Source organism: Streptococcus lutetiensis (assembly GCF_900475675.1).
Lineage (GTDB): Bacteria > Bacillota > Bacilli > Lactobacillales > Streptococcaceae > Streptococcus > Streptococcus lutetiensis.
In genome coordinates this window covers 1,085,210-1,112,064 of sequence record NZ_LS483403.1, presented here as the reverse complement: position 1 = coordinate 1,112,064, position 26,855 = coordinate 1,085,210, and the positions used below count along the sequence as shown (strand labels likewise).

The 26,855-nt window shown below is 33.8% G+C and carries 22 protein-coding genes; 20 read left to right on the top strand and 2 right to left on the bottom strand.

Annotated features, from left to right (window positions below):
* Positions 1–162: 162 nt before the first annotated feature.
* The 6 genes from malQ (at position 163) to DQN23_RS05625 (ending at position 7,854) form a co-directional block, all read left to right on the top strand.
* On the top strand, positions 163–1,665 hold the full coding sequence (gene malQ, locus DQN23_RS05650) for a 4-alpha-glucanotransferase (RefSeq protein ID WP_111712892.1): 1,503 nt from the start codon (positions 163–165) through the stop codon (positions 1,663–1,665).
* Between the two features lie 21 nt (positions 1,666–1,686).
* Positions 1,687–3,951, top strand: coding sequence for a glycogen/starch/alpha-glucan family phosphorylase (gene glgP / locus DQN23_RS05645; protein WP_111712891.1), 2,265 nt, complete (start codon positions 1,687–1,689; stop codon positions 3,949–3,951).
* A gap of 168 nt (positions 3,952–4,119) precedes the next feature.
* Positions 4,120–4,938 carry a transporter substrate-binding domain-containing protein gene (locus DQN23_RS05640; RefSeq protein ID WP_278007729.1) on the top strand — a complete coding sequence of 273 codons (819 nt, stop codon included), beginning with the start codon at positions 4,120–4,122 and terminating at the stop codon, positions 4,936–4,938.
* A gap of 12 nt (positions 4,939–4,950) precedes the next feature.
* Positions 4,951–5,760, top strand: a complete 810-nt coding sequence (locus tag DQN23_RS05635; RefSeq protein ID WP_058814054.1) for a transporter substrate-binding domain-containing protein — start codon at positions 4,951–4,953, stop codon at positions 5,758–5,760.
* Positions 5,761–5,846: 86 nt separating this feature from the next.
* A complete protein-coding gene (locus DQN23_RS05630) occupies positions 5,847–6,956 on the top strand; it encodes an aminotransferase (protein ID WP_020917013.1) in 1,110 nt (369 codons plus the stop codon).
* Positions 6,957–7,038: 82 nt separating this feature from the next.
* Complete coding sequence (locus DQN23_RS05625) at positions 7,039–7,854, top strand: transporter substrate-binding domain-containing protein (protein WP_058814052.1); 816 nt, start codon at positions 7,039–7,041, stop codon at positions 7,852–7,854.
* 78 nt (positions 7,855–7,932) lie between these two features.
* On the opposite strand, the gene DQN23_RS05620 is transcribed toward DQN23_RS05625, so the two are convergent.
* The gene (locus DQN23_RS05620) at positions 7,933–8,886 is read right to left on the bottom strand and encodes an IS30 family transposase (RefSeq protein ID WP_111712890.1); all 954 of its coding nucleotides are present in this window, start codon (positions 8,884–8,886) and stop codon (positions 7,933–7,935) included.
* Positions 8,887–9,116: 230 nt separating this feature from the next.
* Here DQN23_RS05620 and rpsU point away from each other — a divergent pair, with 230 nt between their 5' ends.
* Positions 9,117–9,293: a 30S ribosomal protein S21 gene (gene rpsU / locus DQN23_RS05615; RefSeq protein ID WP_000048058.1), complete on the top strand. Its 177-nt coding sequence runs from the start codon at positions 9,117–9,119 to the stop codon at positions 9,291–9,293.
* A 72-nt stretch (positions 9,294–9,365) separates the two neighbouring features.
* Here rpsU and mscL read toward each other — a convergent pair whose 3' ends face one another.
* Positions 9,366–9,749, bottom strand: coding sequence for a large conductance mechanosensitive channel protein MscL (gene mscL, locus DQN23_RS05610; protein ID WP_020917011.1), 384 nt, complete (start codon positions 9,747–9,749; stop codon positions 9,366–9,368).
* A 117-nt stretch (positions 9,750–9,866) separates the two neighbouring features.
* Between mscL and dnaG the strand changes: the two genes are divergently transcribed.
* The 13 genes from dnaG to DQN23_RS05545 all read left to right on the top strand — a co-directional run bounded on the left by dnaG (position 9,867) and on the right by DQN23_RS05545 (position 26,825).
* Positions 9,867–11,675: a DNA primase gene (gene dnaG, locus DQN23_RS05605; protein ID WP_167394773.1), complete on the top strand. Its 1,809-nt coding sequence runs from the start codon at positions 9,867–9,869 to the stop codon at positions 11,673–11,675.
* Between the two features lie 8 nt (positions 11,676–11,683).
* Positions 11,684–12,793, top strand: a complete 1,110-nt coding sequence (gene rpoD / locus DQN23_RS05600; protein ID WP_020917009.1) for an RNA polymerase sigma factor RpoD — start codon at positions 11,684–11,686, stop codon at positions 12,791–12,793.
* A gap of 23 nt (positions 12,794–12,816) precedes the next feature.
* Positions 12,817–13,152 carry a metal-sulfur cluster assembly factor gene (locus DQN23_RS05595; protein WP_020917008.1) on the top strand — a complete coding sequence of 112 codons (336 nt, stop codon included), beginning with the start codon at positions 12,817–12,819 and terminating at the stop codon, positions 13,150–13,152.
* A gap of 152 nt (positions 13,153–13,304) precedes the next feature.
* Entirely contained in the window at positions 13,305–14,459 is a 1,155-nt protein-coding gene (gene cps2T, locus DQN23_RS05590) for a beta 1-4 rhamnosyltransferase Cps2T (protein WP_061408130.1), read from the top strand.
* Positions 14,449–15,384, top strand: coding sequence for a glycosyltransferase family 2 protein (locus DQN23_RS05585; protein ID WP_020917006.1), 936 nt, complete (start codon positions 14,449–14,451; stop codon positions 15,382–15,384). The genes cps2T and DQN23_RS05585 overlap by 11 nt, the downstream gene beginning before the upstream one ends.
* Complete coding sequence (locus tag DQN23_RS05580; protein WP_058814048.1) at positions 15,381–16,187, top strand: ABC transporter permease; 807 nt, start codon at positions 15,381–15,383, stop codon at positions 16,185–16,187. The genes DQN23_RS05585 and DQN23_RS05580 overlap by 4 nt, the downstream gene beginning before the upstream one ends.
* Positions 16,187–17,407, top strand: coding sequence for an ABC transporter ATP-binding protein (locus DQN23_RS05575; RefSeq protein WP_111712888.1), 1,221 nt, complete (start codon positions 16,187–16,189; stop codon positions 17,405–17,407). Before DQN23_RS05580 ends, DQN23_RS05575 begins: the two co-directional genes overlap by 1 nt.
* Entirely contained in the window at positions 17,404–18,720 is a 1,317-nt protein-coding gene (locus DQN23_RS05570) for a glycosyltransferase family 2 protein (RefSeq protein WP_111712887.1), read from the top strand. Before DQN23_RS05575 ends, DQN23_RS05570 begins: the two co-directional genes overlap by 4 nt.
* Positions 18,720–20,498 (top strand): rhamnan synthesis F family protein, encoded by a 1,779-nt coding sequence (locus tag DQN23_RS05565; RefSeq protein WP_111712886.1) that lies wholly within the window; start codon positions 18,720–18,722, stop codon positions 20,496–20,498. The genes DQN23_RS05570 and DQN23_RS05565 overlap by 1 nt, the downstream gene beginning before the upstream one ends.
* A complete protein-coding gene (locus DQN23_RS05560) occupies positions 20,482–22,971 on the top strand; it encodes an alkaline phosphatase family protein (protein WP_111712885.1) in 2,490 nt (829 codons plus the stop codon). The genes DQN23_RS05565 and DQN23_RS05560 overlap by 17 nt, the downstream gene beginning before the upstream one ends.
* Before the next feature lie 8 nt (positions 22,972–22,979).
* Positions 22,980–24,242: a hypothetical protein gene (locus DQN23_RS05555; RefSeq protein ID WP_111713085.1), complete on the top strand. Its 1,263-nt coding sequence runs from the start codon at positions 22,980–22,982 to the stop codon at positions 24,240–24,242.
* 32 nt (positions 24,243–24,274) lie between these two features.
* A complete protein-coding gene (locus DQN23_RS05550) occupies positions 24,275–25,801 on the top strand; it encodes a glycosyltransferase family protein (RefSeq protein WP_111712884.1) in 1,527 nt (508 codons plus the stop codon).
* A gap of 97 nt (positions 25,802–25,898) precedes the next feature.
* On the top strand, positions 25,899–26,825 hold the full coding sequence (locus tag DQN23_RS05545) for a glycosyltransferase family 2 protein (RefSeq protein ID WP_111712883.1): 927 nt from the start codon (positions 25,899–25,901) through the stop codon (positions 26,823–26,825).
* Positions 26,826–26,855 lie beyond the last annotated feature (30 nt).

The window sequence follows — 26,855 nt, the reverse complement described above, 5'->3', positions numbered from 1 at the left end:
TTCCCTTTCTAGTGGTTTTTATGAATGAAAATTAACACCTTAATTGCTATTGGTTTAGCAGTTGAGGTGTTTTTTTATATTTTTTTGTCAAAAATGATTGACTTACGCAAACGCTTGCGTTATAATTTGCAGTGTAAAGATAGCTGATAAAGGAGAAAACATATGAAAAAACGTGCAAGTGGTGTATTGATGCATATCACATCATTACCTGGCAAACAAGGGGTGGGAACATTTGGTCAAGAAGCATATAACTTCGTTGATTTCTTGGTTGAAACTGACCAAACATACTGGCAAATCCTACCATTAACAACGACAAGTTATGGTGATTCACCTTATCAATCATTCTCAGCAACTGCTGGGAATACACACTTAATTGACTTAGAATTACTTTGTAAACAAGGCTATTTAGCAAAAGAAGACTATGAAACTGTTAACTTCGGTGATGATTTAGAAAATGTTGATTATGCTCGCATTTTTGAAGCTCGTCGTCCAATTTTGGAGAAAGCAGTTGCAGAATTTATGCAAAGTGCTGATAACCAAAAAGCTTTAGCTGAATTTGAAAAAGAAGCTACATGGGTGAAAGATTACGCTGAATTCATGGCCATTAAAGAATTCTTTGGCAATAAAGCTTTGCAAGAATGGGATGATAAAGCGGTTGTTCGTCGCGAAGAAGCTGCTCTTGAAACTTATCGTGAAAAATTAAAAGATGTTATTACTTATCATAAAGTCACTCAATATTTCTTCTACCAACAATGGGCTGATTTAAAAGCTTATGCTAATGAAAAAGGTATTAAGATTATCGGTGATATGCCAATCTACGTTTCTGCTGATAGCGTAGAGGTTTGGACAATGCCTGAACTTTTCAAAGTTGATGCTGAAAAGACCCCACTTTGTATTGCTGGTGTTCCTGCGGATTCATTTAGTGATGATGGTCAACTTTGGGGAAATCCAATTTATGATTGGGAAAACCACAAAAAAACAAATTACGCTTGGTGGGTTTATCGTATTAAAGAGGGAATTAAGCTCTACGACCTTCTTCGTATCGACCACTTTAAAGGCTTCTCAGATTATTGGGAAATTCGTGGGGATTACAAGACAGCGAATGATGGTAGTTGGCAACCTGGTCCAGGACGTGCTTTGTTTGATGTTGTACGTGACAAACTTGGCGAACTTCCTATTATTGCAGAAAACCTCGGTTATATTGATGCCAAAGCCGAGCAATTGTTAACTGACACTGCTTTCCCAGGTATGAAGATTCTTGAATTTGGTTTCTACGATACAGAAGGTAAGAGTATCGATGCTCCGCATAACTGCAATAAAAATAGCGTTGCTTACAACGGCACACATGATAACGAAGTGGTTAATGGTTGGTACGATAACTTGACAGATGAACAAAAAGCATTTGTTGATGCTTATACACATCGTCATGAAGGCGAGCCAATCACACAAACAATGCTTCGTACCTTGTTTGCAACGGTTAGTGATATTGCAATTGCGACTATGCAAGACATTCTTGACAAACCAGCTGAGTCTCGCATGAACATTCCAAATACTGTTGGTGGCAACTGGCAATGGCGTATATTAAAAGAAGATTTGACAGATGAACGCAAAGCTTTCTTGAAAGACATCACAGCACTTTATTGCCGCAAAAATACATTTAAATAAAAAAGAAAAAGGGATATTATAATGACAACTAAATTTACAGATTACGTAACTTCGAAAGGCCAAAAACTTGCCGAATTGAGCAATGAAGATATCTATGTAGCACTTTTGCACTACGTTAAAGAATTAGCTGCCGAAAAACCAAAAAATACAGCTAAACGCAAAGTTTACTACATTTCTGCTGAATTTCTTATTGGTAAACTTTTGTCAAACAACTTGATTAACCTTGGTATCTATAAAGATGTTAAAGCTGAACTAGCTGCAGCAGGTAAATCAATCGCAGAAGTAGAAGATGTCGAACTTGAACCATCACTTGGTAATGGTGGTCTTGGTCGTTTGGCATCGTGTTTCATAGATTCAATGTCAACTCTTGGTATCAATGGTGAAGGTGTTGGACTTAATTACCACTGTGGTCTATTCAAACAAGTCTTCGTTGATAACCAACAAGAAGCAGAAGCTAACTACTGGATTGAAAAAGATTCATGGCTTGTACCAACTGACATCAGCTACGATGTTCCATTTAAAGATTTTACACTTAAATCTCGTCTTGACCGTATTGATGTTCTTGGCTACAAACGCGATACTAAAAACTACTTGAACTTGTTTGATATTGACGGGCTTGACTACGGTTTGATTCACGATGGTATTTCATTTGATAAGACTGAAATCAAGAAAAACTTGACACTCTTCCTTTACCCAGATGATTCAGACCGTAATGGTGAATTGCTTCGTATCTATCAACAATACTTCATGGTATCAAATGCTGCACAATTGTTGATTGATGAAGCTATCGAACGTGGTTCAAATCTTCACGATTTAGCTGACTACGCTTATGTTCAAATTAACGATACTCACCCATCAATGGTTATTCCTGAGTTGATTCGTCTTTTGACTGAAAAACATGGTATTGAATTTGAAGAAGCAGTTTCAATCGTGAAAAGCATGGTTGGTTACACTAACCACACAATCTTGGCTGAAGCGCTTGAAAAGTGGCCTCTTGATTACCTTAACGAAGTTGTGCCGCACTTGGTAACAATCATTGAAAAATTAAACAAACTTGTTGCTAGCCAATATTCAGATCCAGTCGTTCAAATCATTGATGAATCAGGTCGTGTTCACATGGCGCATATGGATATTCACTTCTCAACTTCAGTAAATGGTGTAGCTGCTCTTCACACTGAAATCCTTAAAAATAGTGAATTGAAACCATTCTATGACATTTATCCTGAAAAATTCAATAACAAAACAAATGGTATTACATTCCGTCGTTGGCTTGAATTTGCTAACCAAGATTTAGCTGATTACCTTAAAGAATTAATCGGTGATGAATACCTTACTGATGCTACTAAGCTTGAAAAATTACTTGCTTATGCTGACGATGAAGCTGTTCATGCAAAACTTGCTGAAATCAAACACAATAACAAATTAGCTCTTAAACGTTACCTTAAAGATAATAAAGGTATTGAACTTGATGAAAATTCAATTATTGATACACAAATCAAACGTTTCCATGAGTACAAACGTCAACAAATGAATGCTCTTTATGTCATTCATAAATACCTTGAAATCAAACGTGGTAACCTTCCAGAGCGTAAAATAACTGTTATCTTTGGTGGTAAAGCAGCACCAGCATACATCATTGCACAAGATGTTATTCACTTGATTCTTTGCTTGTCTGAATTGATTAACAATGACCCAGAAGTTAACAAATACTTAAATATTCACTTGGTTGAAAATTACAATGTTACTGTAGCTGAACACTTGATTCCTGCAACAGATATTTCAGAACAAATCTCTCTTGCTTCTAAAGAAGCATCAGGTACTGGTAATATGAAATTCATGCTTAATGGAGCATTGACACTTGGTACAATGGACGGTGCCAACGTTGAAATTGCTGAACTTGCTGGTATGGATAATATTTATACATTTGGTAAAGATTCAGATACAATCATTGATCTTTATGCAACTCAAGGTTACGTAGCAACTGATTACTATGAAAATGATCCAGTCATCAAAGAAGCAGTAGACTTTATTGTTAGTGATGAATTGGTTAAACATGGTAATGCTGAACGTCTTGAACGTCTCTATAATGAATTGATTAACAAAGACTGGTTCATGACATTGATTGACCTTAAAGAATACATTGCTGTTAAAGAACAAATGCTTGCTGATTACGAAGATCAAAAATCTTGGATGACTAAGGTTATTAAGAATATCGCTAAAGCTGGTTTCTTTTCATCAGACCGTACAATCGAACAATACAACGATGAAATCTGGCACAGCAAATAAGATTTAAATAGAGTATAAATAAGAATGCGAGGTTGATAAAACAATCTCGCTTTTTATGTATATACAGAAAAAACACAAAAATATTGAATTTTTATAAAAATAGGGTTGACAAATGTATAAATATTAAATAAAATGTATACATATCAAAAAAGAAAAGAGAAAATGACTATGAAAGTAAGTAAAATGTTTGGTGGGTTAGCTCTTGTTGCTTCAGCTTTTCTATTGACAGCTTGTGGCTCAGGAAATCAAAAAGATACATCAGTTTCAGATATTAAAGATAAAGGAACTCTTGTCGTTGCTATGAATCCGGAATTCGCTCCTTTTGAATTTAAAACTTTAGTTGATGGCAAAGATACTATTGTTGGTGCGGATGTAGAGATTGCAAAAGCTATTGGTGAAGAGCTTGGCGTTAAAGTGAAATTCTCTTCAATGTCATTTAACAATGTTTTGGCAAGTCTCCAATCAGGTAAAGCTGATGTGGCTATCTCAGGTATTTCTGCAACGCCTGAACGTAAAAAAGCTTATAATTTCTCAGAAGCCTATTACGAATCAGAAAATGTTGTTTTGATTAAGAAAACAGATATTGATAAATATACAAAAACAAGTTCATTAGATGGTTTGTCTGTCGGAACACAAAAAGGATCTATTCAAGAAAATGTAGCCTCTGAACAATTGAAAGGTTCAAAAGTTGTTGCTTTGACACAAAATGGCGAAATGATTAATGAATTGAAAAACGGTCAAATCCAAGCTGTTGTCCTTGAAAAACCAATTGCAGAAGGCTATGCTGCTAATAACGACGATTTGACAATTGCTAATATCAAGTTGAAAAATGATGACGCAGATGCTTATGCAGTAGCTCTTCCTAAAGGTGATGATAAATTGACTAAAGAAGTCAATAAAGTTATCAAAGACTTGAAAGACTCAGGTAAAATTGACCAATTTGTTCAAGAAGCTTATGCTTTGTCAACTAGTGAATCAAGTAACTAAGGAGAAAATGATATGAAGAAGTTTTTAGGAGGTTTGTTTCTACTTTTAGCAGTAGGAATGATGACAGCTTGTTCAACGTCAGGAACAAGTCAGAAAAGTATTCAAAATAAAGGTAAAATCATCATTGCGACGGAATCTGAATTTGCACCATTTGAGTTTAAAACTTTAATTGATGGCAAAGATACCTTAGTTGGGGCAGATATTGATTTAGCTAAGGCAATTGCCAAAGAATTGGATGTTAAAGCTGATTTTTCAGTGATGTCCTTCAATAACGTTCTTGCTTCTGTGACTTCTGGTAAATCTGATATTGCTATTGCAGGAATTTCAGTGACAGATGAACGTAAAAAAGCTTACGAGTTCTCTGATGCTTATTATGAAGCAGAAAATGTCGTGATTCTTAAAAAAGCTGATTTAGCGACCTACACAAGTCTTGAAAGCTTAGCAGGAAAATCTGTTGGTGCTCAAAAAGGGTCAATTCAAGAAAATATTGCTAAAGACCAATTACCAAGTTCAAGTCTAGTTTCACTAACTTCAAACGGTGAAATGATTAATGAATTGAAAAATAATCAACTTCAGGCGGTTGTGCTAGAAAAAGCGATTGCTGAGGGCTATATTTCTCAAAATCCTGATTTAGCCATTGCAGGTAGGCCATTGAAATCAACTGATACAGATACTTATGCGGTAGCCTTTGCTAAGGGAACGGATAAAAAACTAATCGCTTCTGTGAATAAAGTTATCAAGAAAGCTAAACAATCAGGTGAGTTTGATGCTTGGATTGAAAAAGCTTCGACTTACACGCAAAGTAGTTCTGAATCAAAATAATGAAGTGAAAAGAAACTGAGGGTTAATACTCTCAGTTTTTCCTTACGAATGGTAAAATAATCTTAGAAAGTCAAAAGAGGTAAGCGATGAAATTACCACGATTTGGAGTCGAAGGATGGCTCAATAGCTATGAAAGAGAAGCAGTGTATGACATTGCAGGTGTGTCAATAGAAGCTCTAACATTGCAAGAATTATTCGAATTAACAGGAGAATCAGAAACGGCTTTTTATCAGGAATTACTTGCTAAAAAATTAAATTATGGTTGGATTGAAGGGTCACCAGAATTTAAAAAAGCAGTCAGTCAACTATACGTATCCGTAACTGAAAATCAAATTCTCCAAACCAACGGTGCCACAGGTGCAAATATGTTGGTCTTGTACGGTTTGATTGAACCTGGGGATCATGTGATTTCTTTGTATCCAACCTACCAGCAACTATACGATATTCCAAAATCTTTGGGAGCAGATGTCGATTTATGGCAGGTTCGTGAAGAAAATAAGTGGTTACCAGACTTAGCTGAACTTCGTCAACTGATTCGACCAAATACTAAAATGATTTGTATTAATAATGCGAATAACCCGACGGGTGCTGTTATGGATGATGACTATCTGCGTGAACTGGTCTCTATTGCTAAATCTTGCGGAGCTTATATTTTGGCTGATGAGGTTTATCATCCTTTTACAAATACGAAAGTTTCGTCGATTATTGATCTGTATGAAAAGGGGATTTCGGTAAATAGTCTTTCTAAGACCTTTTCGCTGCCAGGGATTCGTGTCGGATGGGTAGCTGCTTGCGATGAAGTGACTGACATTTTGCGCGATTATCGTGACTATACCATGATTTGTGCAGGTGTGTTTGACGATATGGTTGCTAGCTTAGCTTTGAAACATAAGGATGTGATTTTAGAGCGTAATCGCAAAATCATCAGACAGAACCTTGAAATTCTTGACCGATGGGTTAAAAAAGAGAAGAAAGCTTCCTATATAAGACCAGCAGAAGTGCCAACTTCTTTTGTTAAATTGAAAGTCGATTGTCCAATTGAAGAATTTTGCCTGACTCTACTCAAAGACTATGGTGTTTTATTGGTTCCTGGGAATCGTTTTGACCGAGAAGGTTATGTTAGATTAGGATATTCATGTAAAAAAGAAACTTTAGAAAAGGGATTAGAGCTACTATCTTTGTGTTTGAATAAATAACTGAATTTTTATTCAAAAATCATTGACTAATCGCAAAAAAATGGATAAAATAGAGATAATATTAAGAGAAGAGAGAATAAATATGAAAATTAAAAAACTTGTTCTAGGGGCACTTGTGCTTGTTTCTGTTTTTGCCTTGGCAGCTTGTGGGTCTTCATCAAATGAAAATTTGCAAGAAAAAGTGGTTAAAAAAGGTAAATTAGTTGTTGCAATCAGCCCAGACTATGCACCATTTGAGTTTAAAGCCTTGGTTAATGGCAAAGATACTATTGTCGGTGCTGACGTTGAGTTGGCGAAAGCTATCGCTGAAGAACTTGGTGTTAAACTTGAGTTGTCTTCAATGAGTTTTGATAACGTCCTTTCAAGTCTTCAAACTGGTAAAGCTGATATGGCGATTTCTGGTTTGTCAGCAACTAAGGAACGTAAAAATGCTTACGATTTCTCAGATCCATACTATGAAACTGAGAATGCTATTCTTGTTAAATCAAGTAACCTTGATAAATTCGCTTCAATTGACAGTTTAGCCAATCAAAAAGTAGCTGTTCAAAAGGGAACCATCGAAGAAGGTTTGGCTAAAGATCAATTAAAAGATTCAAAAATCGTTTCCCTAACAGCAATGGGTGAAGCTATCAATGAATTGAAATCTGGTCAAGTTCAAGCGGTTGATCTTGAAAAACCAGTTGCTGAAGGTTACTTGTCACAAAACTCAGATATTGCTCTTGCTGGTTTTGCTCTAAAAACTAGTGATGGAGACGCTAAGGCAGTAGCAATGCCAAAAGGTAGTGGCAAAATGGTTAAGACAGTTAATAAAGTTATCAAAAAATTAGCTAAAGACGATAAATACAAACAATACATTTCAGATGCTGCAAAATTGACAGCAAATGAAATTGAAGACTAATAAAAGAGAGCTGATTTATAGCTCTTTTTTTTCTATTTAAAAATATTATTTTAGTGAACGCCAAATTTCAAGTTCAAATTAGCCAGCCTGTAAAAACTCTTTAGGAGATTTATAATTGAATAGTTTCTTTGGATAGTTGTTAATCCAGTTTTCAATAAATGCGACTTGTTGTTGAGTCGCATTTTTGCTTCCCTTAGGCAACCAACGCCGGATGAGTCTATTATGATTCTCATTAGTACCACGCTCCCAAGAAGAATACGGGTGGGCATAATAGATATGAGTAGGGTCAAAAACTTCCGCTAAACGACTGAACTCAGCCCCGTTATCAGCTGTGATAGAATTCATTTGATAATCCTTGAGGATTGCTTTCAGAGCTTGATTGACTGAAACCGCGGACTTATCGGGAATGACTCGAATGATTTGATAACGACTCTTTCTATCGGTTAGAGTCAACAGACACTCGTTTTTTGCCCGTGTTTGAATAACCGTATCAATTTCAAAATCACCGATATTCTCACGCTTATTAATGCTTTCTGGTCGTTCCTCAATAGACTTTCCAGCTGGCTTAAAATTGGGACTAGCATGCTTTTTCTTAGCTTTCTCTTGTCGAGGATAAAGCATATCAGCCTTGGTCAATCCTAAGTGTCCATGATGAATCCAGTAGTAAATGGTGGAGATGGGAACAGGTATCCCTTTTGACTTTACCATCATCTCGGGAGAGTATTTCTGTTCGATGTAGTGAGTTATCTTTTCTTTGAGTCCCTTGGTTAGGGAGGCTTGTTTAACAGAACGTTTGCGATTGTTTTGATAGGCTTTTTGAGCAAAATCAGCTGAGTAGATCACTTCAAATTTTCCTTTACGCACTTGTTGTCTAACCTGACCACGTTTGACTTCGTTGTGAATGGTTTGAGGAGCTTTAGCTAATCTCCTAGCGATTTCACGATTTGAGAGCCCTTCTTGAAGCCAACGTTCAATCATTCTACGTTCAGTTAGTGTTAAATGTTTACTTTTTGGTGTATAATAGTTTTGCATCTCAGAGTCTTTCTAATTGTTGTTGTGGTGATTACAATTATATCTCTCTGCGATGTTTTTTGATACCCTTAGGTGGCTAACTTCATTTTAGAACTTTCCTTATTTTAGTGAACTAGGAGAACTCGTAAAAAATGTCATTTAATGTGGTTTTTAGATTGACTTTTTGATATAATTCATGTATCATGGTGAGGAACGTATAAATGTTACAATGTCTTGAGGAGGTGAAACATATGTCAAAAACAGTAGTACGTAAAAACGAATCACTTGACGATGCACTTCGTCGTTTCAAACGTTCTGTGACTAAAGCTGGGACTCTTCAAGAATCACGTAAACGTGAATTCTACGAAAAACCTTCTGTAAAACGTAAACGCAAATCAGAAGCAGCTCGCAAACGTAAAAAATTCTAATTAAACATTAGATACAAAGAAAAGAGGCGCTAAGTTAGGCGTCTCTTTTTATACTTTAACGATTGATAAAGATTATTTTTCTTTCAACAAATCGCGAATTTCTGCAAGAAGTTCTTCTTGAGTTGGAGCGGCATCTTCGGTTGCTTTTTCAGTTTCTTCTTTCTTAGTTAGAGAAGCAGCGGCGTTAGCAGCTTTGACGATGAAGAATAGTGTTGTACCAACAATAAGGAAGTTAATAACAGCACTTAAAAAGCTACCATAAGCAACACCATTCCAAGAAAGGTCGGCGATTTTGGCAACACCAGCAGCTTTTAGAGCTGGGGTTAAGAAAAGCGGTGTAATGACATCGTTAACAAATGATGTTACGATAGCGTTGAAAGCAGTCCCCATAACAACAGCGACAGCAAGATCAAGAACGTTTGCTTTGAACAAAAATTCTTTAAGTTCTTTAATCATATGAAAAACCTCCTGTATGTTTTGTTAGTATTATTGTACCAAAATTATGTGCTAAAGTCTGGTTTTTGAGAATTTACAAATTGAATTCAAAATGGTATAATGAAATACAAAACTAAAATGGGATTAGTGCGTGGAGGTGATCTTTTGGCAATTGACAAAGAGTTAATTACCGAGATAAAAAATAGCGTTAATATTGTTGATGTTATTGGCGAAGTGGTCAATCTTACACGTGCAGGACGCAACTATATAGGATTATGTCCATTTCATAAGGAAAAAACGCCGTCTTTCAATGTTATTGAAGATAAACAGTTTTTTCATTGTTTTGGTTGCGGAAAATCTGGGGATGTTTACAAGTTTTTAGAGGAATATCATCAGATTAGCTTTTTAGAGAGTGTTCATCGTGTCGCTGAACGTGCTGGAATTCCTTTGCAGGTTGAAACGCAGCAAGCGCAAGCAAAACCGCAAAATCCTAACCAAGTTCTTATTGATATTCATAAGGACGCAGCTAAGTTTTACAATGCTGTTTTAAAAACAACCAAAGAAGGTCAAGAAGCGAAAGCTTATCTAGCGCAACGTGGTTTGACGGATGACTTGATTGATTATTTCAATATTGGATTGTCGCCACATGAGCCTGATTTTCTTTATCAATCTCTTGCAAAACGTTATGAAGAGAATGCTTTGATGGCTTCAGGTCTTTTTAATTTGTCTGAACGTACCAATCGAGTTTATGATGCGTTTCAAAATCGTATCATGTTTCCTTTGACGGATGATAATGGTCAGGTGGTCGCTTTTTCTGGGCGTATTTGGACAAAAGAAGATCTTGATAGTCAGCAAGCTAAGTATAAGAACACAAGGTCGACAGCTTTATTTAATAAGTCTTATGAATTGTATCATCTTGATAAAGCTCGCCCGGTTTTGTCTAAAAAACATGAAGTTTACTTGATGGAAGGTTTCATGGATGTTATTGCGGCTTATCGCGCTGGTATTGAAAATGCTGTTGCTTCGATGGGGACGGCGTTAACACCTGAGCACGTTATACATTTAAAACGATATGTTAAAAAAGTTATTTTAACATACGATGGTGATAATGCTGGGCAGAATGCGATTGCTAAGTCTTTAGAGCTTTTAAAAGATTTTAATGTTGAAATTGTGCGAGTTCCTGAACAGATGGACCCAGATGAATTCATTCAAAAGAATTCACCTCAAGCCTTAGCTAACTTGCTTGAAAATAGTCGCATTAGCAGTACTGAATTCTTTATTCATTACTTAAAACCGGAAAATAGTGATAATCTCCAGGCTGAGATTGCTTATGTGGAAAAAATTTCTAAGATTATTGCACAATCGCCGTCAATTACAGCACAAAATTCGTATATTAATATGGTGGCTGATTTGTTGCCTGACTTTGATTATTATCAAGTTGAGCAATCGGTAAATAGTGAGCGTCTTCAGAATCGTTCAGCTCTTCAATCGCAAGCTGCTAAGCAAAGAGTGACGGTTGTTGAGTTACCGATCTCAAAGAATATCTCTGCGGTTATGAAAGCAGAGAGTCAATTGATGCAACGGTTGTTGACGCATGATTATCTTCTTAATGAATTTAGAAATCGGGAAGAATTTACCTTAGATACCCAAGAATTGCAGACACTTTATGATTTATTGATGCAACAAGGTGAGGTGACTTCCTATGATTTAGCGCAGCTAGATGACCGAACGCGGCAGATGTATTATCAAGTGTTAGAAGAAAATCTACCAGAAGATGTTGCACCCAATGAAATTGAGGAAATTATTCAAAAACGCAATCGCCTGCTCCAAGAAAGAGATTTGCAAAAGCAAAGTAAGTTAATTCGTGAATCTAGCAATCTTGGAGATGTTGATGCAGCACTTGCGGCTTTGGAAAATCTCATTGCTCAAAAAAGAAAAATGGAATAGAGGAAAATATGGCAAAAGAAAAAGAAATTACTACTTTTAATGTTCAAGTTGCAGAATTTATTCGTAATCATAAAAAGAACGGAACAGCTGTCGATGACGAAGTGACAGAAAAATTGGTTATTCCATTTTCACTCGATGCTGATCAAATCGATGATCTTTTGGAACGTTTGACAGACGGTGGTATTTCAATTACTGATAAAGAAGGTAACCCATCAACAAAATATGTGGTTGAAGAACCAAAACCAGAAGAACTAACTGACGAAGAATTGCTTGGAAGCAACTCTGCCAAAGTTAATGACCCAGTTCGTATGTATCTTAAAGAAATTGGGGTTGTGCCTTTGTTGTCAAGCGAAGAAGAAAAAGAATTGGCAGTTGCAGTTGCAGCAGGAGATCTTCAAGCAAAACAACGTTTGGCAGAAGCTAACTTGCGTCTGGTGGTTTCTATTGCTAAACGTTATGTTGGACGTGGTATGCAATTCCTTGACCTTATCCAAGAAGGTAACATGGGATTGATGAAAGCTGTTGATAAATTTGATTACTCTAAAGGTTTTAAATTCTCAACTTATGCAACATGGTGGATTCGTCAAGCTATTACACGTGCGATTGCAGACCAAGCTCGTACAATCCGTATCCCTGTTCACATGGTTGAAACAATCAATAAACTTGTTCGTGAACAACGTAACCTTCTTCAAGAACTTGGACAAGATCCGACACCAGAACAAATTGCAGAACGTATGGATATGACGCCTGATAAAGTTCGTGAAATCTTGAAGATTGCTCAAGAACCTGTTTCTCTTGAAACACCTATCGGTGAAGAAGATGATAGTCATCTTGGAGATTTCATTGAAGATGAAGTTATTGAAAATCCAGTAGACTACACAGCTCGTGTTGTTCTTCGTGAACAACTTGATGAAGTCTTAGACACATTGACTGACCGTGAAGAGAACGTCTTGCGCTTGCGTTTTGGTCTCGATGATGGTAAAATGCGTACATTGGAAGATGTTGGTAAAGTGTTCAATGTGACGCGTGAACGTATTCGTCAGATTGAAGCTAAAGCACTTCGCAAGCTTCGCCATCCGAGCCGTAGCAAACAGCTCCGTGATTTTATCGAAGATTAAAAAAATAGTCAAGAGGTTCGCTTATGTCTGAACAAAAATATACAGAAGAAGATGTCGCAAAGATTAAAGATCGCATTCTTGAAGCTTTGGAAACAGTTATTGACCCTGAATTAGGGATTGATATTGTTAATCTAGGACTTGTCTATGAGATTCGATTTGAACAAAATGGACACACTGAAATTGATATGACCTTAACAACAATGGGATGTCCACTAGCAGACCTTCTTACCGATCAAATTCACGATGCAATGCGTGGGATTCCTGAGGTAATTAATACTGAAGTCAAATTAGTATGGTACCCAGCCTGGTCAGTTGATAAAATGAGTCGCTATGCCCGCATTGCTTTGGGAATTAGATAAAAATATAACACCAGTAGAAATACTGGTCTTTTTTTTGTGGAATTTCCACCAGATTACCTGTATTCTCTGGGAGCTTTCGTTTTTCCATCGCCAGCTTATTTAAAATATGGTATAATATTTTTTGATCGTATTTTAGAATGGAGAAGTGTGCCATGCAACATGTATTCATCATCGGAAGTCGAGGCTTACCTGCGAAATATGGTGGCTTTGAGACTTTTGTTGAGGAGTTGGTAAAAAATAAGCAGAGCTCAGATATTGTTTATCATGTCGCTTGTTTAAGTGATGATAAACATCATACGCATTTTAAATATGAGGGCGCAGATTGTTTTACCATCAAGGTACCTAAAATTGGTCCAGCACGAGTGATTGCTTATGATATGATGGCAATTACTTATGGACTTCAAATGGTAAAAAGATATGGTATTGAACACCCTGTTTTTTATATTTTGGGTAACACAATTGGGGCATTTATTGCACCTTTTGTTTGGAGAATACACGCTCTTGGTGGGAAAGTTTATGTCAATCCAGATGGTCTTGAATGGAAACGCTCAAAATGGTCAAAACCAGTTCAAGCTTATTTAAAATATGCTGAAAAATCGATGGCTAAAACAGTTGATTTGGTTATTTCAGATAATATTGGTATTGAAAATTATATAAAAGAATCTTATCCAGATGCTAAGACACGTTTTATTGCTTATGGAACGGATTTGAAAAAATCAACCCTGACAGCTGACGATTATAAGGTTAGAAAATGTTTTGATAATTGGAAAACTAAGGAAAATGGCTATTATCTGATTGTTGGCCGATTTGTGCCAGAAAACAATTATGAAACAGCAATTCGTGAGTTTATGAAATCAAATACAAGACGTGATTTGATTATTATTTCTAACCACAAAAATAGTGCTTATTTTGACAAGTTAAAACATTTGACAAACTTTGAACGTGATCACAGGGTTAAGTTTGTTGGTACGGTGTATGATCGTGATTTGCTGAACTACATTCGTGAGAATGCTTTTGCTTATATCCACGGTCATGAAGTTGGTGGAACAAATCCTGGTTTGTTAGAAGCTCTAGGGCATACCAAGTTAAATCTTGTGCTTGATGTGTCTTTCAATAAGTCAGTTGCGGGAGCAAGTGCTTTTTATTGGAATAAAACATCAGGTAATCTCTCATGTCTGATTAATGACGCCGATGGTCATTATGATTTTACGGAATATGGCAATCGTGCGCGTGCCATTGTTAAACAAAATTACACATGGGAAAAAATCGTTGGAGAGTATGAGGGATTATTTTTAAATGAAGATTAATATTCTCATGTCTACCTACAATGGTGAACAATTTTTGGCTGAACAGATTGAAAGTATTCAGAAACAAACAGTCAAGGATTGGACTTTGTATATTCGTGATGATGGCTCTAGTGACACTACACCCGAAATTATTAAGCAATATACGCAGCTTGATTCACGTATTGTTTTTATTAATGCTGACAACCGTGAAAATTTTGGTGTTATTAAAAACTTTTATACCCTTTTAAAACATAGCAAAGCTGATTACTATTTCTTTTCTGATCAAGATGATATTTGGTTAGAAGATAAATTAGCAGTTACTTTAGCAGAAGCACAAAAGTATGATAGTCAGAAACCTTTATTGGTTTATACAGATTTGAAAATTGTTGACCGAGATTTAAATGTTTTACACGAAAGTATGATAAAAACACAGTCTGATCACGCCAATACTGAGTTGGTTCAAGAATTAACAGAAAACACAGTAACTGGCGGTACAGCAATGATAAATCATGTATTGGCTGAATTGTGGACATCAACAGATGATTTATTGATGCACGATTGGTATCTTGCTTTGCTTGCTAGCGCTTTAGGTAATCTTGCTTATGTTGATTACCCAACTGAATTGTATCGTCAACATGATGCTAATGTATTAGGGGCGCGTACATGGACTAAACGCATGAAAAATTGGATTAAACCTCATAAATTAGTCGAAAAATATTGGTGGTTGATTAATGCTAGTCAAACTCAAGCACGCTTTTTATTATATTTAGCATTGACCCCTGAAAAAAGAGACTTGGTTGAAAATTTCACAACGATTATGGACAAGCCACTGATTCAACGAATTAAAACCTTGAATCAGTATGGCCTACGAAAAAATCGTACCTTCCATACGCTTGTGTTTAGAACATTAATTATTACCAAATTTGGTTATAGGAGAAATAAATGAAGTTCTTTAGTAAAGAAAATAAAATCTTATTAAAAGAAATGGTAAAAACGGACTTTAAACTTCGTTATCAAGGAAGTTTAATTGGGTACTTGTGGTCAATTCTTAAACCATTGATGCTTTTCACAATTATGTATTTGGTATTTATCCGTTTTTTGAAATTAGATGACGGAACACCTCATTATGCAATTGGTGTGCTTTTAGGTATGGTAACATGGTCATTTTTCCAAGAAGCTACCAATATGGGGATGGTTTCAATTGTAACTCGTGGTGACTTATTACGTAAATTGAATTTCTCTAAGGAAATCATTGTTATCTCTTCAGTAGTTGGTGCAGCTATTAACTATGGTATTAACCTTTTAGTTGTATTTGTTTTTGCACTAGTTAATGGTGTTCACTTAAGTTGGAACTGTTTAGTCATTATTCCATTGTTTATTGAATTAGCCATGATATCTGCGGGAGTTGCTTTTATTCTTGCAGCTTTATTTGTCAAATATCGTGACTTGGGACCGATTTGGGAAGTTGTAATGCAAGCTGGAATGTATGCTACACCTGTTATCTATTCATTGACTTTTATTATTCAAAAAAATCAGTTTACTGTAGCAAAATTAATGATGCTAAACCCACTTGCACAAATCATTCAAGATATGCGTCATTACATTGTTTATTCAGGCAGCATGCGTGGTTGGGAGTTATATAACAATCATATTTGGGGAGTTATTCCTTACATCCTTCCAGTTTTAATTCTTATTGTTGGATATTCAATTTTCCATAAACATGCTAAGAAATTTGCGGAGATTTTATAATGTCAGATAAAGAAATTGCAGTAAAAGTTGATCATGTTAGTAAATATTTTAAACTACCAACTGAAGCAACTCATAGTTTACGTACAGCGCTCGTTAATCGTTTTAAAGGGATTAAAGGTTATCGTGAGCAACATGTCTTAAAAGATATTTCATTTGATGTTCATAAAGGAGATTTTTTTGGAATTGTTGGCCGTAATGGTTCAGGTAAATCAACACTTTTGAAAATCATTTCACAAATTTATGTCCCTGAAAAAGGTTCAGTTACAGTAAATGGTAAAATGGTTTCATTTATCGAACTTGGTGTTGGATTTAATCCTGAATTGACTGGACGTGAAAATGTCTATATGAACGGTGCCATGCTTGGCTTTACAACCGAAGAAATCGATGCTATGTACGATGACATTGTCGAATTTGCTGAGCTTGAAGATTTTATGAACCAAAAACTTAAAAACTATTCAAGTGGTATGCAAGTTCGTCTAGCATTCTCAGTTGCGATTAAAGCTCAAGGTGACGTGCTTATCCTTGATGAAGTGCTTGCCGTAGGTGATGAAGCTTTCCAACGTAAATGTAATGATTACTTCATGGAACGCAAAGCTTCAGGAAAAACGACTATTCTTGTAACCCATGATATGGGGGCAGTTAAGAAATATTGTAACCGCGCTGTTCTTATTGAAAACGGTTTGGTTAAAGCATATGGTGATCCGTTTGATGTCGCCAATCAATATAGCTACGATAATACGGCTCCTTTGAAGGAGACTCAGAAGGAACAAAACCAAGGTGATAGTGCTGAAAAAGTAAAACCAAAGGTTGAAAATTTCAAGCTAGAATTATTATCTTCTAATCAGATTACTCCAAATGATGATATTAATTTTAAAATTGAGTATGATGTGATGGAAGACGTTGAAACATATATTGGACTATCGTTAACTGATATTGATCGCAATGTATGGATTTATAATGATAATACTTTGGATAATAAGACTAAGGGAATTGGACATAAAACAGCTTATTATTCATGTAAATTATCTTCAGTCAACAATTTGAAATTAAAATTGGAAGTGACTGTTAGAGACGTTGACGGAAACATGCTTGCATTTACAGATGCTACGACAAACCCTATTATTGTAATCAACAGAGATGATATCGCATCGGATGATATTTCTGCTTTAGATTCTGCAACAGGTATAATTCAAAGAAATGGAACTTGGAAGTTTAAATGAGTGAGACTTTAGTATCAGTTTTAGTAACTTGTTATAACCATGAAAAATACATTGAACAGTGTTTAAGAAGTATATTTAACCAAACTCATAATAATATTGAATTAATTGTATTAAATGATGGGTCAACAGATAATTCAGATCAGGTTATTAAGGAAACTCTTAAAGATTCTCCTTATAACAAAACTCATTATTTCGTTCATGACAATTTAGGAGTGGTAAGAACCAGAAATAAGGGCTTACAATTAATAAATGGTGATTTTTTTCTTTTTGTAGATAGTGATGATTATCTTGAAAAAAATTATGTTTCAGAATTATTGTACAGTCTTGAAAACAATAATGCTGATATTGCGTATTGTAACTTAGTAAACCCTGAAAACGGTGCTGTGGTAATGCAAGCTAGAGAGTTTGACTTAAATACATTCTTAGTCGGTAATTATATTTCGTCGACTTCATTAGTTAGAACGTCTGTTTTAGGTGACGTAAAATATGATGATAGAATAAAACAACTTGAGGATTATGATTTCTTTTTAAATCTTGTTTTAGTAAGAAATGCAAAACCTATTGCTAATCATAGTACGTTTTTAAATTATCGAATCTTTGATATTTCACGCTCAGCAAGAGGTGACCTTCTAAAATTCTATGAAGCATATATTTATATATTGAATAAGTATCAGACAATTGCCAGCGATGAAATAGAGCGTGCAATTGGTATTCACTTTGATAAAAATATTAATTTAGCTTTTGAAAATCAATATGTAAAAATCTATTATATTGCTGAAGGTGAAAATTTTAGCGGAGATAAGGTTCTTAAATATAAGTTTGAAGAGAATGGATGCGTAGTGTTCAATCTTCCAGAAGCAGTAACTACAGTTAGAGTTGATTTATCTGAGTTACCTAGTTTTTATAAGCGAGTTGCTTTGATTAGTCAGGAATCTGATACAGAAATTTTATCAAGTGACTCAAATGGTGATATCATTGGAAATTATGTTATGTTTAAAGATTATGATCCTCAATTGATTTATGATGTTTCTACATCCAGTCAAAAAACTTTTAAACTAATTTATGAAATGTTTAATTTAGATGATATTAATCGTGAGGATTATATTGCTAAAGTTCTCTCTCGAGATTTGTCACATTTACAAAAAGAAGTTAGAGAATTGGAAGCGTATAGAGTAAAATTTAAACAAGTAAATGATGAAAGACACTATTATAAGCGAGAATTAGAGAAAATGGTTGTCGCCTATAACTCTGTTACGCATTCACGTCGTTGGAAAATTCCAACAGCAATCATCAACTTTTTTAGGAGAAAATAATGAAACGTTTATTATTGTACGTCCATTTTAATAAGTACAATCATATTAGTTCACATGTGTATTACCAATTGACAAAAATGCGCCCACTTTTTTCAAAAGTGGTATTTATTTCAAATAGTTCAATTAATGAGCAAGATTATCATAAAATAGTCGAACTTCGATTAATGGATCAGTTTATCCAAAGAGAAAATATTGGTTTTGATTTTGCTGCTTGGCGTGATGGTATGACTGCAGTTGGATTTGAAGAGCTGGCTACTTATGATTCTGTCACAATTATGAATGATACGTGTTTTGGTCCGTTGTGGGATATTAAAGATTACTATCTTGAGTATGAGAGTGATGATAGTGTTGATTTCTGGGGGCTAACAAATAACCGTGCTACTTCTAAATCTCGCTATACTCAAGGTTTTCGCGAACATATTCAAAGTTATTTTATTACATTTAAAAAATCTGTTATTGTTTCTCCAGAGTTTAAAAATTTTTGGGAAAATGTAAAAAACTATACCAATGTTCAAGATGTTATTGACAACTACGAAACACAAGTAACGACAAAATTCTTGGATGCAGGATTTAAATATAAAGTCATTTTTAATACTGTAAATGAAGATGCAAGTCACATGTTACACGCTGATTTTTCCTTTTATCATCCAACGGCAATTTTAAGTCATAGAGTGCCGTTTATTAAAGTTAAGGCAATTGATAATAATCAGCATATTACTCCGTATCTTTTAGATGAGATTACTAAACAATCGGACTATCCAGTAGATTTGATTATTTCACATATGTCTGAAATTAATTTCCCTGATTTTAAGTATTTGTTAGCTCGAAAATACATTAAAGAAGTCCCTGCGGTTTCTTTAGCAGATAAAAAAATTGCAGTACATCTTCATGTTTTCTATGTTGACTTATTAGAAGATTTTCTGAATGCTTTTGAAAATTTCCATTTTAGTTATGATTTATATATTACAACTGATAGTGAAACTAAACAACAGGAAATTAAATCGATTTTAGATGAAAATGACAAAAATGCTCGAATCTTTGTAACTGGAAATATTGGACGTGATATTCTACCAATGTTGAAGTTGAAAGAATATTTATCTGATTATGATTACATTGGACATTTCCATACTAAAAAATCTAAGGAGGCAGATTTTTGGGCAGGTGAATCTTGGCGAAGTGAGCTAATTGATATGTTAATAAAACCTGCTGATAATATTCTTGCTAACTTTGAAAATGATAAATTGGGACTTGTTATTGCTGATATCCCGACTTTCTTTAGATTTAATAAGATTGTTGATGCATGGAACGAACATTTGATTGCTCCTGAAATGAATAATTTATGGGAAAAAATGGGAATGACCAAAACAATTGATTTCAATAATTTCCATACATTTGTTATGAGTTATGGAACCTTTGTCTGGTTTAGGTATGATGCCTTAAAACCGTTATTTGATTTAGAATTAACGGATGAAGATGTTCCAGCTGAACCATTACCACAAAATTCTATTTTACATGCTATTGAACGATTACTTGTTTATATTACATGGAATGAACACTATGATTTTAGAATCTCTAAAAATCAAGTTTCAATAACACCATTTGTTGATAATAAATTATATAATGAACGTGGTGATAGTGCTCCTCACACTTATGTTGATTTTACATATATGGGTGGTATAAAAGGTGCTTTTAAATATATCTTTGTTGGTCCAGCTAGAGCTATGAAATATATTGTTAAAAGAATTTTGGAGAAAATGACTCATGATAGAAAAGGTTAAAGTCATTTTTGAGGAAATTAATTGGACGAAGATCTTACATTATCTATTTCTGTTTACGTTATTCTTTTATCTTAACTTTTCCCTTATTAACTTTTATTTGTTGAAGGGACAAGGTGATAATTTATCAGATCAATTTCATATTCTTAAGACTTTTTGTATTACTGCGTATATTCTATCTGTTTTAGGAATAGCTGTTTATTTATCAAGTTATTTTAAAAGAGAATTTTTTATTGAAATAGCAAGTGGTTATGTAATTTATCTTTTTATTTCTTATTTCTTAGTAATCACTCGAAATTTAAATAATGGAGATTTTAAATGGTGGAATCTAATAAAAAATGACTTTTTACAGTTTTCTTTTTTACCGACTATTATTTTTATTCTTTTGTTATCGGCTGCCATTTTTTATTTATCTTCTAAATTTCAAGTTAGAGAACTTTTAGATAGTTTTTTAGCTGAATTTGATTCATACCGATTGGTTACTATTGGTTTAATAGCTTCTTTGATACTTAATGGCAGCCTTTTTACTGATATGATGGTGGAAAAGGTAACAAAATATATTGATAAAGGGAATTATAGTGGATACCTCTCAAGTGTAACTTGGAGTGTGATGATAAGTTTAGTTTTAATTAGCTTATTAATTTATTTTGTTTTAAATTCCTTCAGAGCTATAAAAGAAAATACTCCAAGTTATTCACTTGTTGTTGTATTGAGTTTTCTTTTAGCGATAGTATTTAACTATTTGTTTCAATATGGAATCAAGAGTGAGGGAGAAATATTAGATCGTTTTATTTTCCCATCAGCGACCTTATTTCAAATAGTTGTTATTGCTTTATTTAATTTGTTACTTTACATGATTGTCAATCGAATTTTACGTACGACGACATTCATTGTAATTTTAGGAATCATAATAACAGTTGCTAATAGCGTAAAATTTAGTATGCGTAATGAACCTCTGTTATTTAGTGATTTAAGTTGGGTAAAAGAAATTAGACTTGTAATATCTTATATTGAGATTAGATTGGTTCTTTATTCGTTAGTAGCTTTGTCTGTAATAGTTATCTTTTTCTATTTATTTAGAAATCAATTATTAAGAGGAAAAATTACAAAAAACTGGAAGGCACGTTTAGCTACAGGAGTTACAATTATTTCTATTTTTAGTTATACATTTGTTGTATTTTTACAGCAAGAAAATGGTGATATCGCTGAAAATATACCTATTTTATCTAGATTAAATAATTTTGAAAATATTGAGTGGATGGGACAGGGAACAGTTGCTCGCGAGCGTTCTTTGACGTTTGTTTGGTTAAAACAAATGACTTCGAAAAAAATGGAGAAACCTGAGGAGTATAGTAAAGAAAAGATTGAAAAAATTGTAAAAAAATATACTCATAAGGCTCAAGTTATCAATGCTTCTCGAAAAAATAATATTTCAGATCAAACGGTTATTTATGTTTTAAGTGAAAGTTTTTCTGATCCAAGTCGGATTTCAAATGTGAATTTAACAACTGATCCAATTCCAGTAATTCGTTCAGTTAAAGAGTCTACGACTAGTGGATTAATGAAATCAGATGGCTATGGTGGTGGAACAGCTAATTTGGAATTTGAAACATTAACAGGTTTACCAATGTATAATCTTTCAAGTTCAGTTTCTACATTGTATACAGATGTTGTACCACAGATGACCTATTTTCCTTCAATTAGCGATTCGTACTCTTCAAAAGATAAATATACTATTCATTTAGGAGATGCCGCAACATATTCACGAAAAGAAGTGTACCGTAAACTTGGTTTTGATACATTTATTGCTGAGAGTAATGGAACTGAAAGGGCCAAACATTTGGAACATTATGGTGTATATCCGAGTGATGCTTCGACTTATCAAACTGTCCTAGATAATATTGATGAGAGTAAGAATCAATTCTTTTCAGTGATAACATACCAAAATCATGCACCATGGAATCTAGATGAGGATTCTGAAGTTGGTGGGTCAGGTGAAGGTTTTTCGTCTGGTGAAAATTATTATATGAATAATTATGCTAAGTTGCTTTATCAGACAGATAAAGCAACTCAGAATTGGCTGGATCAATTAAGTCAGATTAATAAAAAAATAACTGTTGTTTTTTATGGAGACCACTTACCTGGCTTCTATCCACAAGAATCATTTATCGACAATCCTGCCGGACAATATCAAACAGATTATTTTATTTGGAGTAATTATTCAACGGATGTATTATCATATCCTCTGGTTAATTCAAGTGATTTTCCGGCTGAGTTATTAGCAGTAACAAACTCAAAAGTTTCTCCATATTATGCTTTGTTAACTGAAGTTCTTGAGAATGCTAGTGTTGATAAGGAAAAATTAACTACTGAACAAGAAAAAATAGCAAATGATTTAAAACTTGTTGAGTATGATATGGTTTCAGGCAAAGGATACTTGAAGTCATATAAATCTTTTTTTAAGGTGATTAATTAATTATGAAAATGAAAAAATTTATTTTACCACTCTACTATGCTTTTATAAGCTTCTTATTCACGTTAGAGTCTATTATTTATATTAATGACGCCGGAGATCAGACTAGCTTTGCTCATATGGCTCAAAAATTTGGCTTTTTTGAATTTGCTATTTATCGCTATAAAACATGGTCAAGTAGATTGTTGATTGAATCAGTTACAATGTTTATGTCAAATCATTATTTGCTATTTGATGTAACTATGCTTATTTCTGTAGCAATTTTTTTCTATTGTTTTAATGGAATTTTTCTAAAAGAAGAGAAGTACAGAAAATTACAATTTGTATCGCCTGTTATTTTCCTACTTTCTTTTCCAAGTTTGTTTTTCACAAGTGCTGGTTTGATTGCAACAGTTACTAATTATCTTTTTCCAATGATTTCCTTTGTTATTGCGTGGTATTGTATGATTCAGGAGAAACATTGGTATACAATATTATCTTTGCCGTTTCTTGTGTTTGCTTGTATGCAAGAACAATTTACGGTTTATGCATTCATTCTATTTATTTTTGCTCTTATTAGTTCATATTTAGAACGTAAAAGAATAAATAAAAATTATTTTATCGCAACTTGTGTATCGTTATTAGGGCTAGTTTCTGGTTTGCTTTGCTCAGGATCTACAAATAGATTAGCTACTGAAACCAAGATTTGGTATCCTGGTTTTGAAACCATTTCTTTCCCAGTTAAAATTATTAAAGGGTATTTAGAAACAAATCGTGTGTTATTTGTTACGTCAGAATTAAATATTGTTTATCTATTTTTAGTTTTAATTATCGTTGTATCGATTATAAAAAAACAATATTTTATGACTTTTATCTCAGGAACTGTAATCTACACAGTCATAACGCAAAGATTAGCTATGAATAGTTTACTAACTGCAGTTCAAAGAACAATTGATAATCAAAATAAAAGTGAAATTCCAAACTATTTTAGTCTAAAAGAAAACCTTTATCCGCTAATTTTATACACTTTGATTTTATGTACTATTGCAACAGTGGTGTTTCTAATGTTTAGAAAGTGGCAAAATGGATTAACTGCTTTGATTATTTTAGCAGCCGGATATGCTTCACGAATGACAGTTTCATTATCTCCAACAATCTATGCTTCAGGTCTTAGAACATATACACCGCTCATTTTTTCATTTACAATTGTTAGTTTATTACTATTGATAGAAATCTCAGGTGATATAAAAAAAGACTGCGGTAGTGATAGTATAAAACATAGAATGACAATTTGAAGTATATTACTCTTTTATTAAGGAGAATTTTGTTGAAATTTTTAGCATTTTTAGGACAAAAAGCCATTCTTATTTGGGGCTTATTATTGTTTACCCTTTTAGGAGTATCAAGTATATTGGTGAGAAGTAATATGCCAATGGATGGCTCAGAGTTATCAAATATACACTTAAATGGTTGGGCTTTTTTTGCTAGTTTAGTTATTTTTGTATGCTTGATATTTTTGTTGTTACGTTTGTTGAAGTATATTAATGAAACAACATTATTCATTTTTGGTCTGATATTTTATATTCTTGTTGGAGTTTATCTAATTTTTCATCAAAATGATGTGATTCGTCATGATGCTTTAGCTGTTTTAGAAGCAGCAAAAGCACTAAATAATGGAGATATTCAATCTTTAACGGATATATCAGGGTACCTTCACAAATATCCTCATCAATTAGGTTTAGTTAGTTTTGAACGATTGATTTTGACTGTTTTTGGTGAAAGTAATATTAAGGTATTCTTTATTATAAACTTGATACTTTCTATTATTGATAATTTCTTTCTCTGGAAAATAACAAAACGCGTATTCAAAAAAGAAAGTATTTCAAAACTTGTAATAATCCTCTCGTTTGCTTTTTTATCACATCTTTTTAATATTTTATTTGTTTATGGTCTGACCTTCGGTTTATTTTTTGCAATTGTAGGACTTTTCTTTTTGCAAATTTATTTTGAAAAAAAATCTTGGTCAATGATGATGTTGAGTATAATCTTTTTAACGTTATCAGACTTTATCAGAAACAATTATATTATTTTAATAGTGACCATTTTTATAGTCTTAGTACTTGACTTATTACAACATAAATCATGGAAAAATTTGGCTTTTATAGCTTTACTTGCTTTGTCGATTTATGGAAGTAATAATTTAGTATCTTACCACTATAAAAGTTTAGCCAACAAAACAAATTTGGATGGAGAACCTAAGATAGCATGGGTGGCAATGGGGTTGAATGATACACCACTTTATAATCGTGTTGCTGGTTGGTATGATGCATATGTTGAAAATGTGTATAACGAATATAGTGGTAATTCAGAAAAGATTGAAGAGGTTAGTAAGAAACAAATCGCAACTCGAACAGAATACATGGTTGAGCATCCTCAATATACTTTTAATTTCTTTAAAAATAAATTTTTATCAACATGGACAGATAGTTTATTTGAATCTATTTGGTCAGGTCCTGTTATAAAAATGCCAGTTGAGGGACAGAAGATTAGAGGTCAATTGATGTCGAGCATTTATGAAGGTAAGACACTATATAAAGTTGTGTATTATTTTTCTGCTTTATTACTTGCTGTCATATATGTTGCTGTTCTTCTCGCTATTTTTATTCAATTATTTGATAAACCAAAAGATGGTTTATTTACTTTGATACCAATAATATATCTTTCTGGTGGTTTCATATTTCACTTAATTTGGGAAACTAAGAGTCAGTATGTTTATCCATATGTCTATCTCATCATCCCCTTGGCAGCTGTTGGAATCAGCTATGTTGCGGAACGTTTGAAAATTTTCAATTAAGTATTTTAAAATGGTGAATGAGTAAATTCACCATTTTTTTATGAGTAGTTTGTGGTATACTAAAGTGAACACTAGTTTTTGAAAGGCTTATTATCTAATGAAAAAACTATCTATTGTTGTTCCTTGTTATAATGAACAAGAAACAATCTATCCATTTTTAGAAGAAACTCAAAAAATTGAAAGTAAAATGAAGGACCAATTGATTTTTGATTATATCTTTATCAATGATGGTTCAAAAGACGAAACCTTAAAGGTTCTTCGAGATGTTGCTAGCCGTTTTGAAAATGTTCATTATTTGTCATTTTCACGTAATTTTGGTAAAGAGGCCGGTTTGTTAGCTGGGCTTGAGGCTGCAGATGGTGATTTTATCACTGTTATGGACGCCGATTTACAAGATCCACCTGAGTTGTTGATTGATATGTATCAAAAAATCAACGAAGGTTACGATGTTGTGGGAACGCGTCGAGCTGATCGAAAAGGTGAACCAGTTATCCGTTCTTTCTTTTCAAAGATGTTTTACAAAATCATCAATGCTGTTTCTGATACAGAGATGGTTGATGGTGCGCGTGATTTCCGTTTGATGACTCGTCAAGTTGTAGACAGTATTTTAGAACTTGGTGAAGTTAATCGTTTCTCAAAAGGAATTTTCTCTTGGGTTGGATTTAACGTAACATATATCGCTTATGAAAATCGCGAGCGCGTGGCTGGTGAAACATCATGGAGTTTTTGGAGCTTATTCAAATACTCTATGGAAGGGTTTATTAATTTTTCTGAAGCGCCATTGAATCTTTCACTGTGGGCTGGATCAGTTTCATTTTTGGCTTCTATTCTTGGAATTCTATTTATTATTATTCGTAAACTTACAATTGGTGGTAGTGTTTCAGGTTGGGCAAGTTTGGTTTGTATCATTTTGTTTATTGGTGGTATCCAATTGCTTGCTTTAGGGATTATCGGAAAATATATTTCTAAGATATTCCTTGAAACTAAAAAACGACCAGTTTATATTGTCAAAGAAAAAGGATAAAATTTAATATTTTATAAAGTTTTTTAGCTG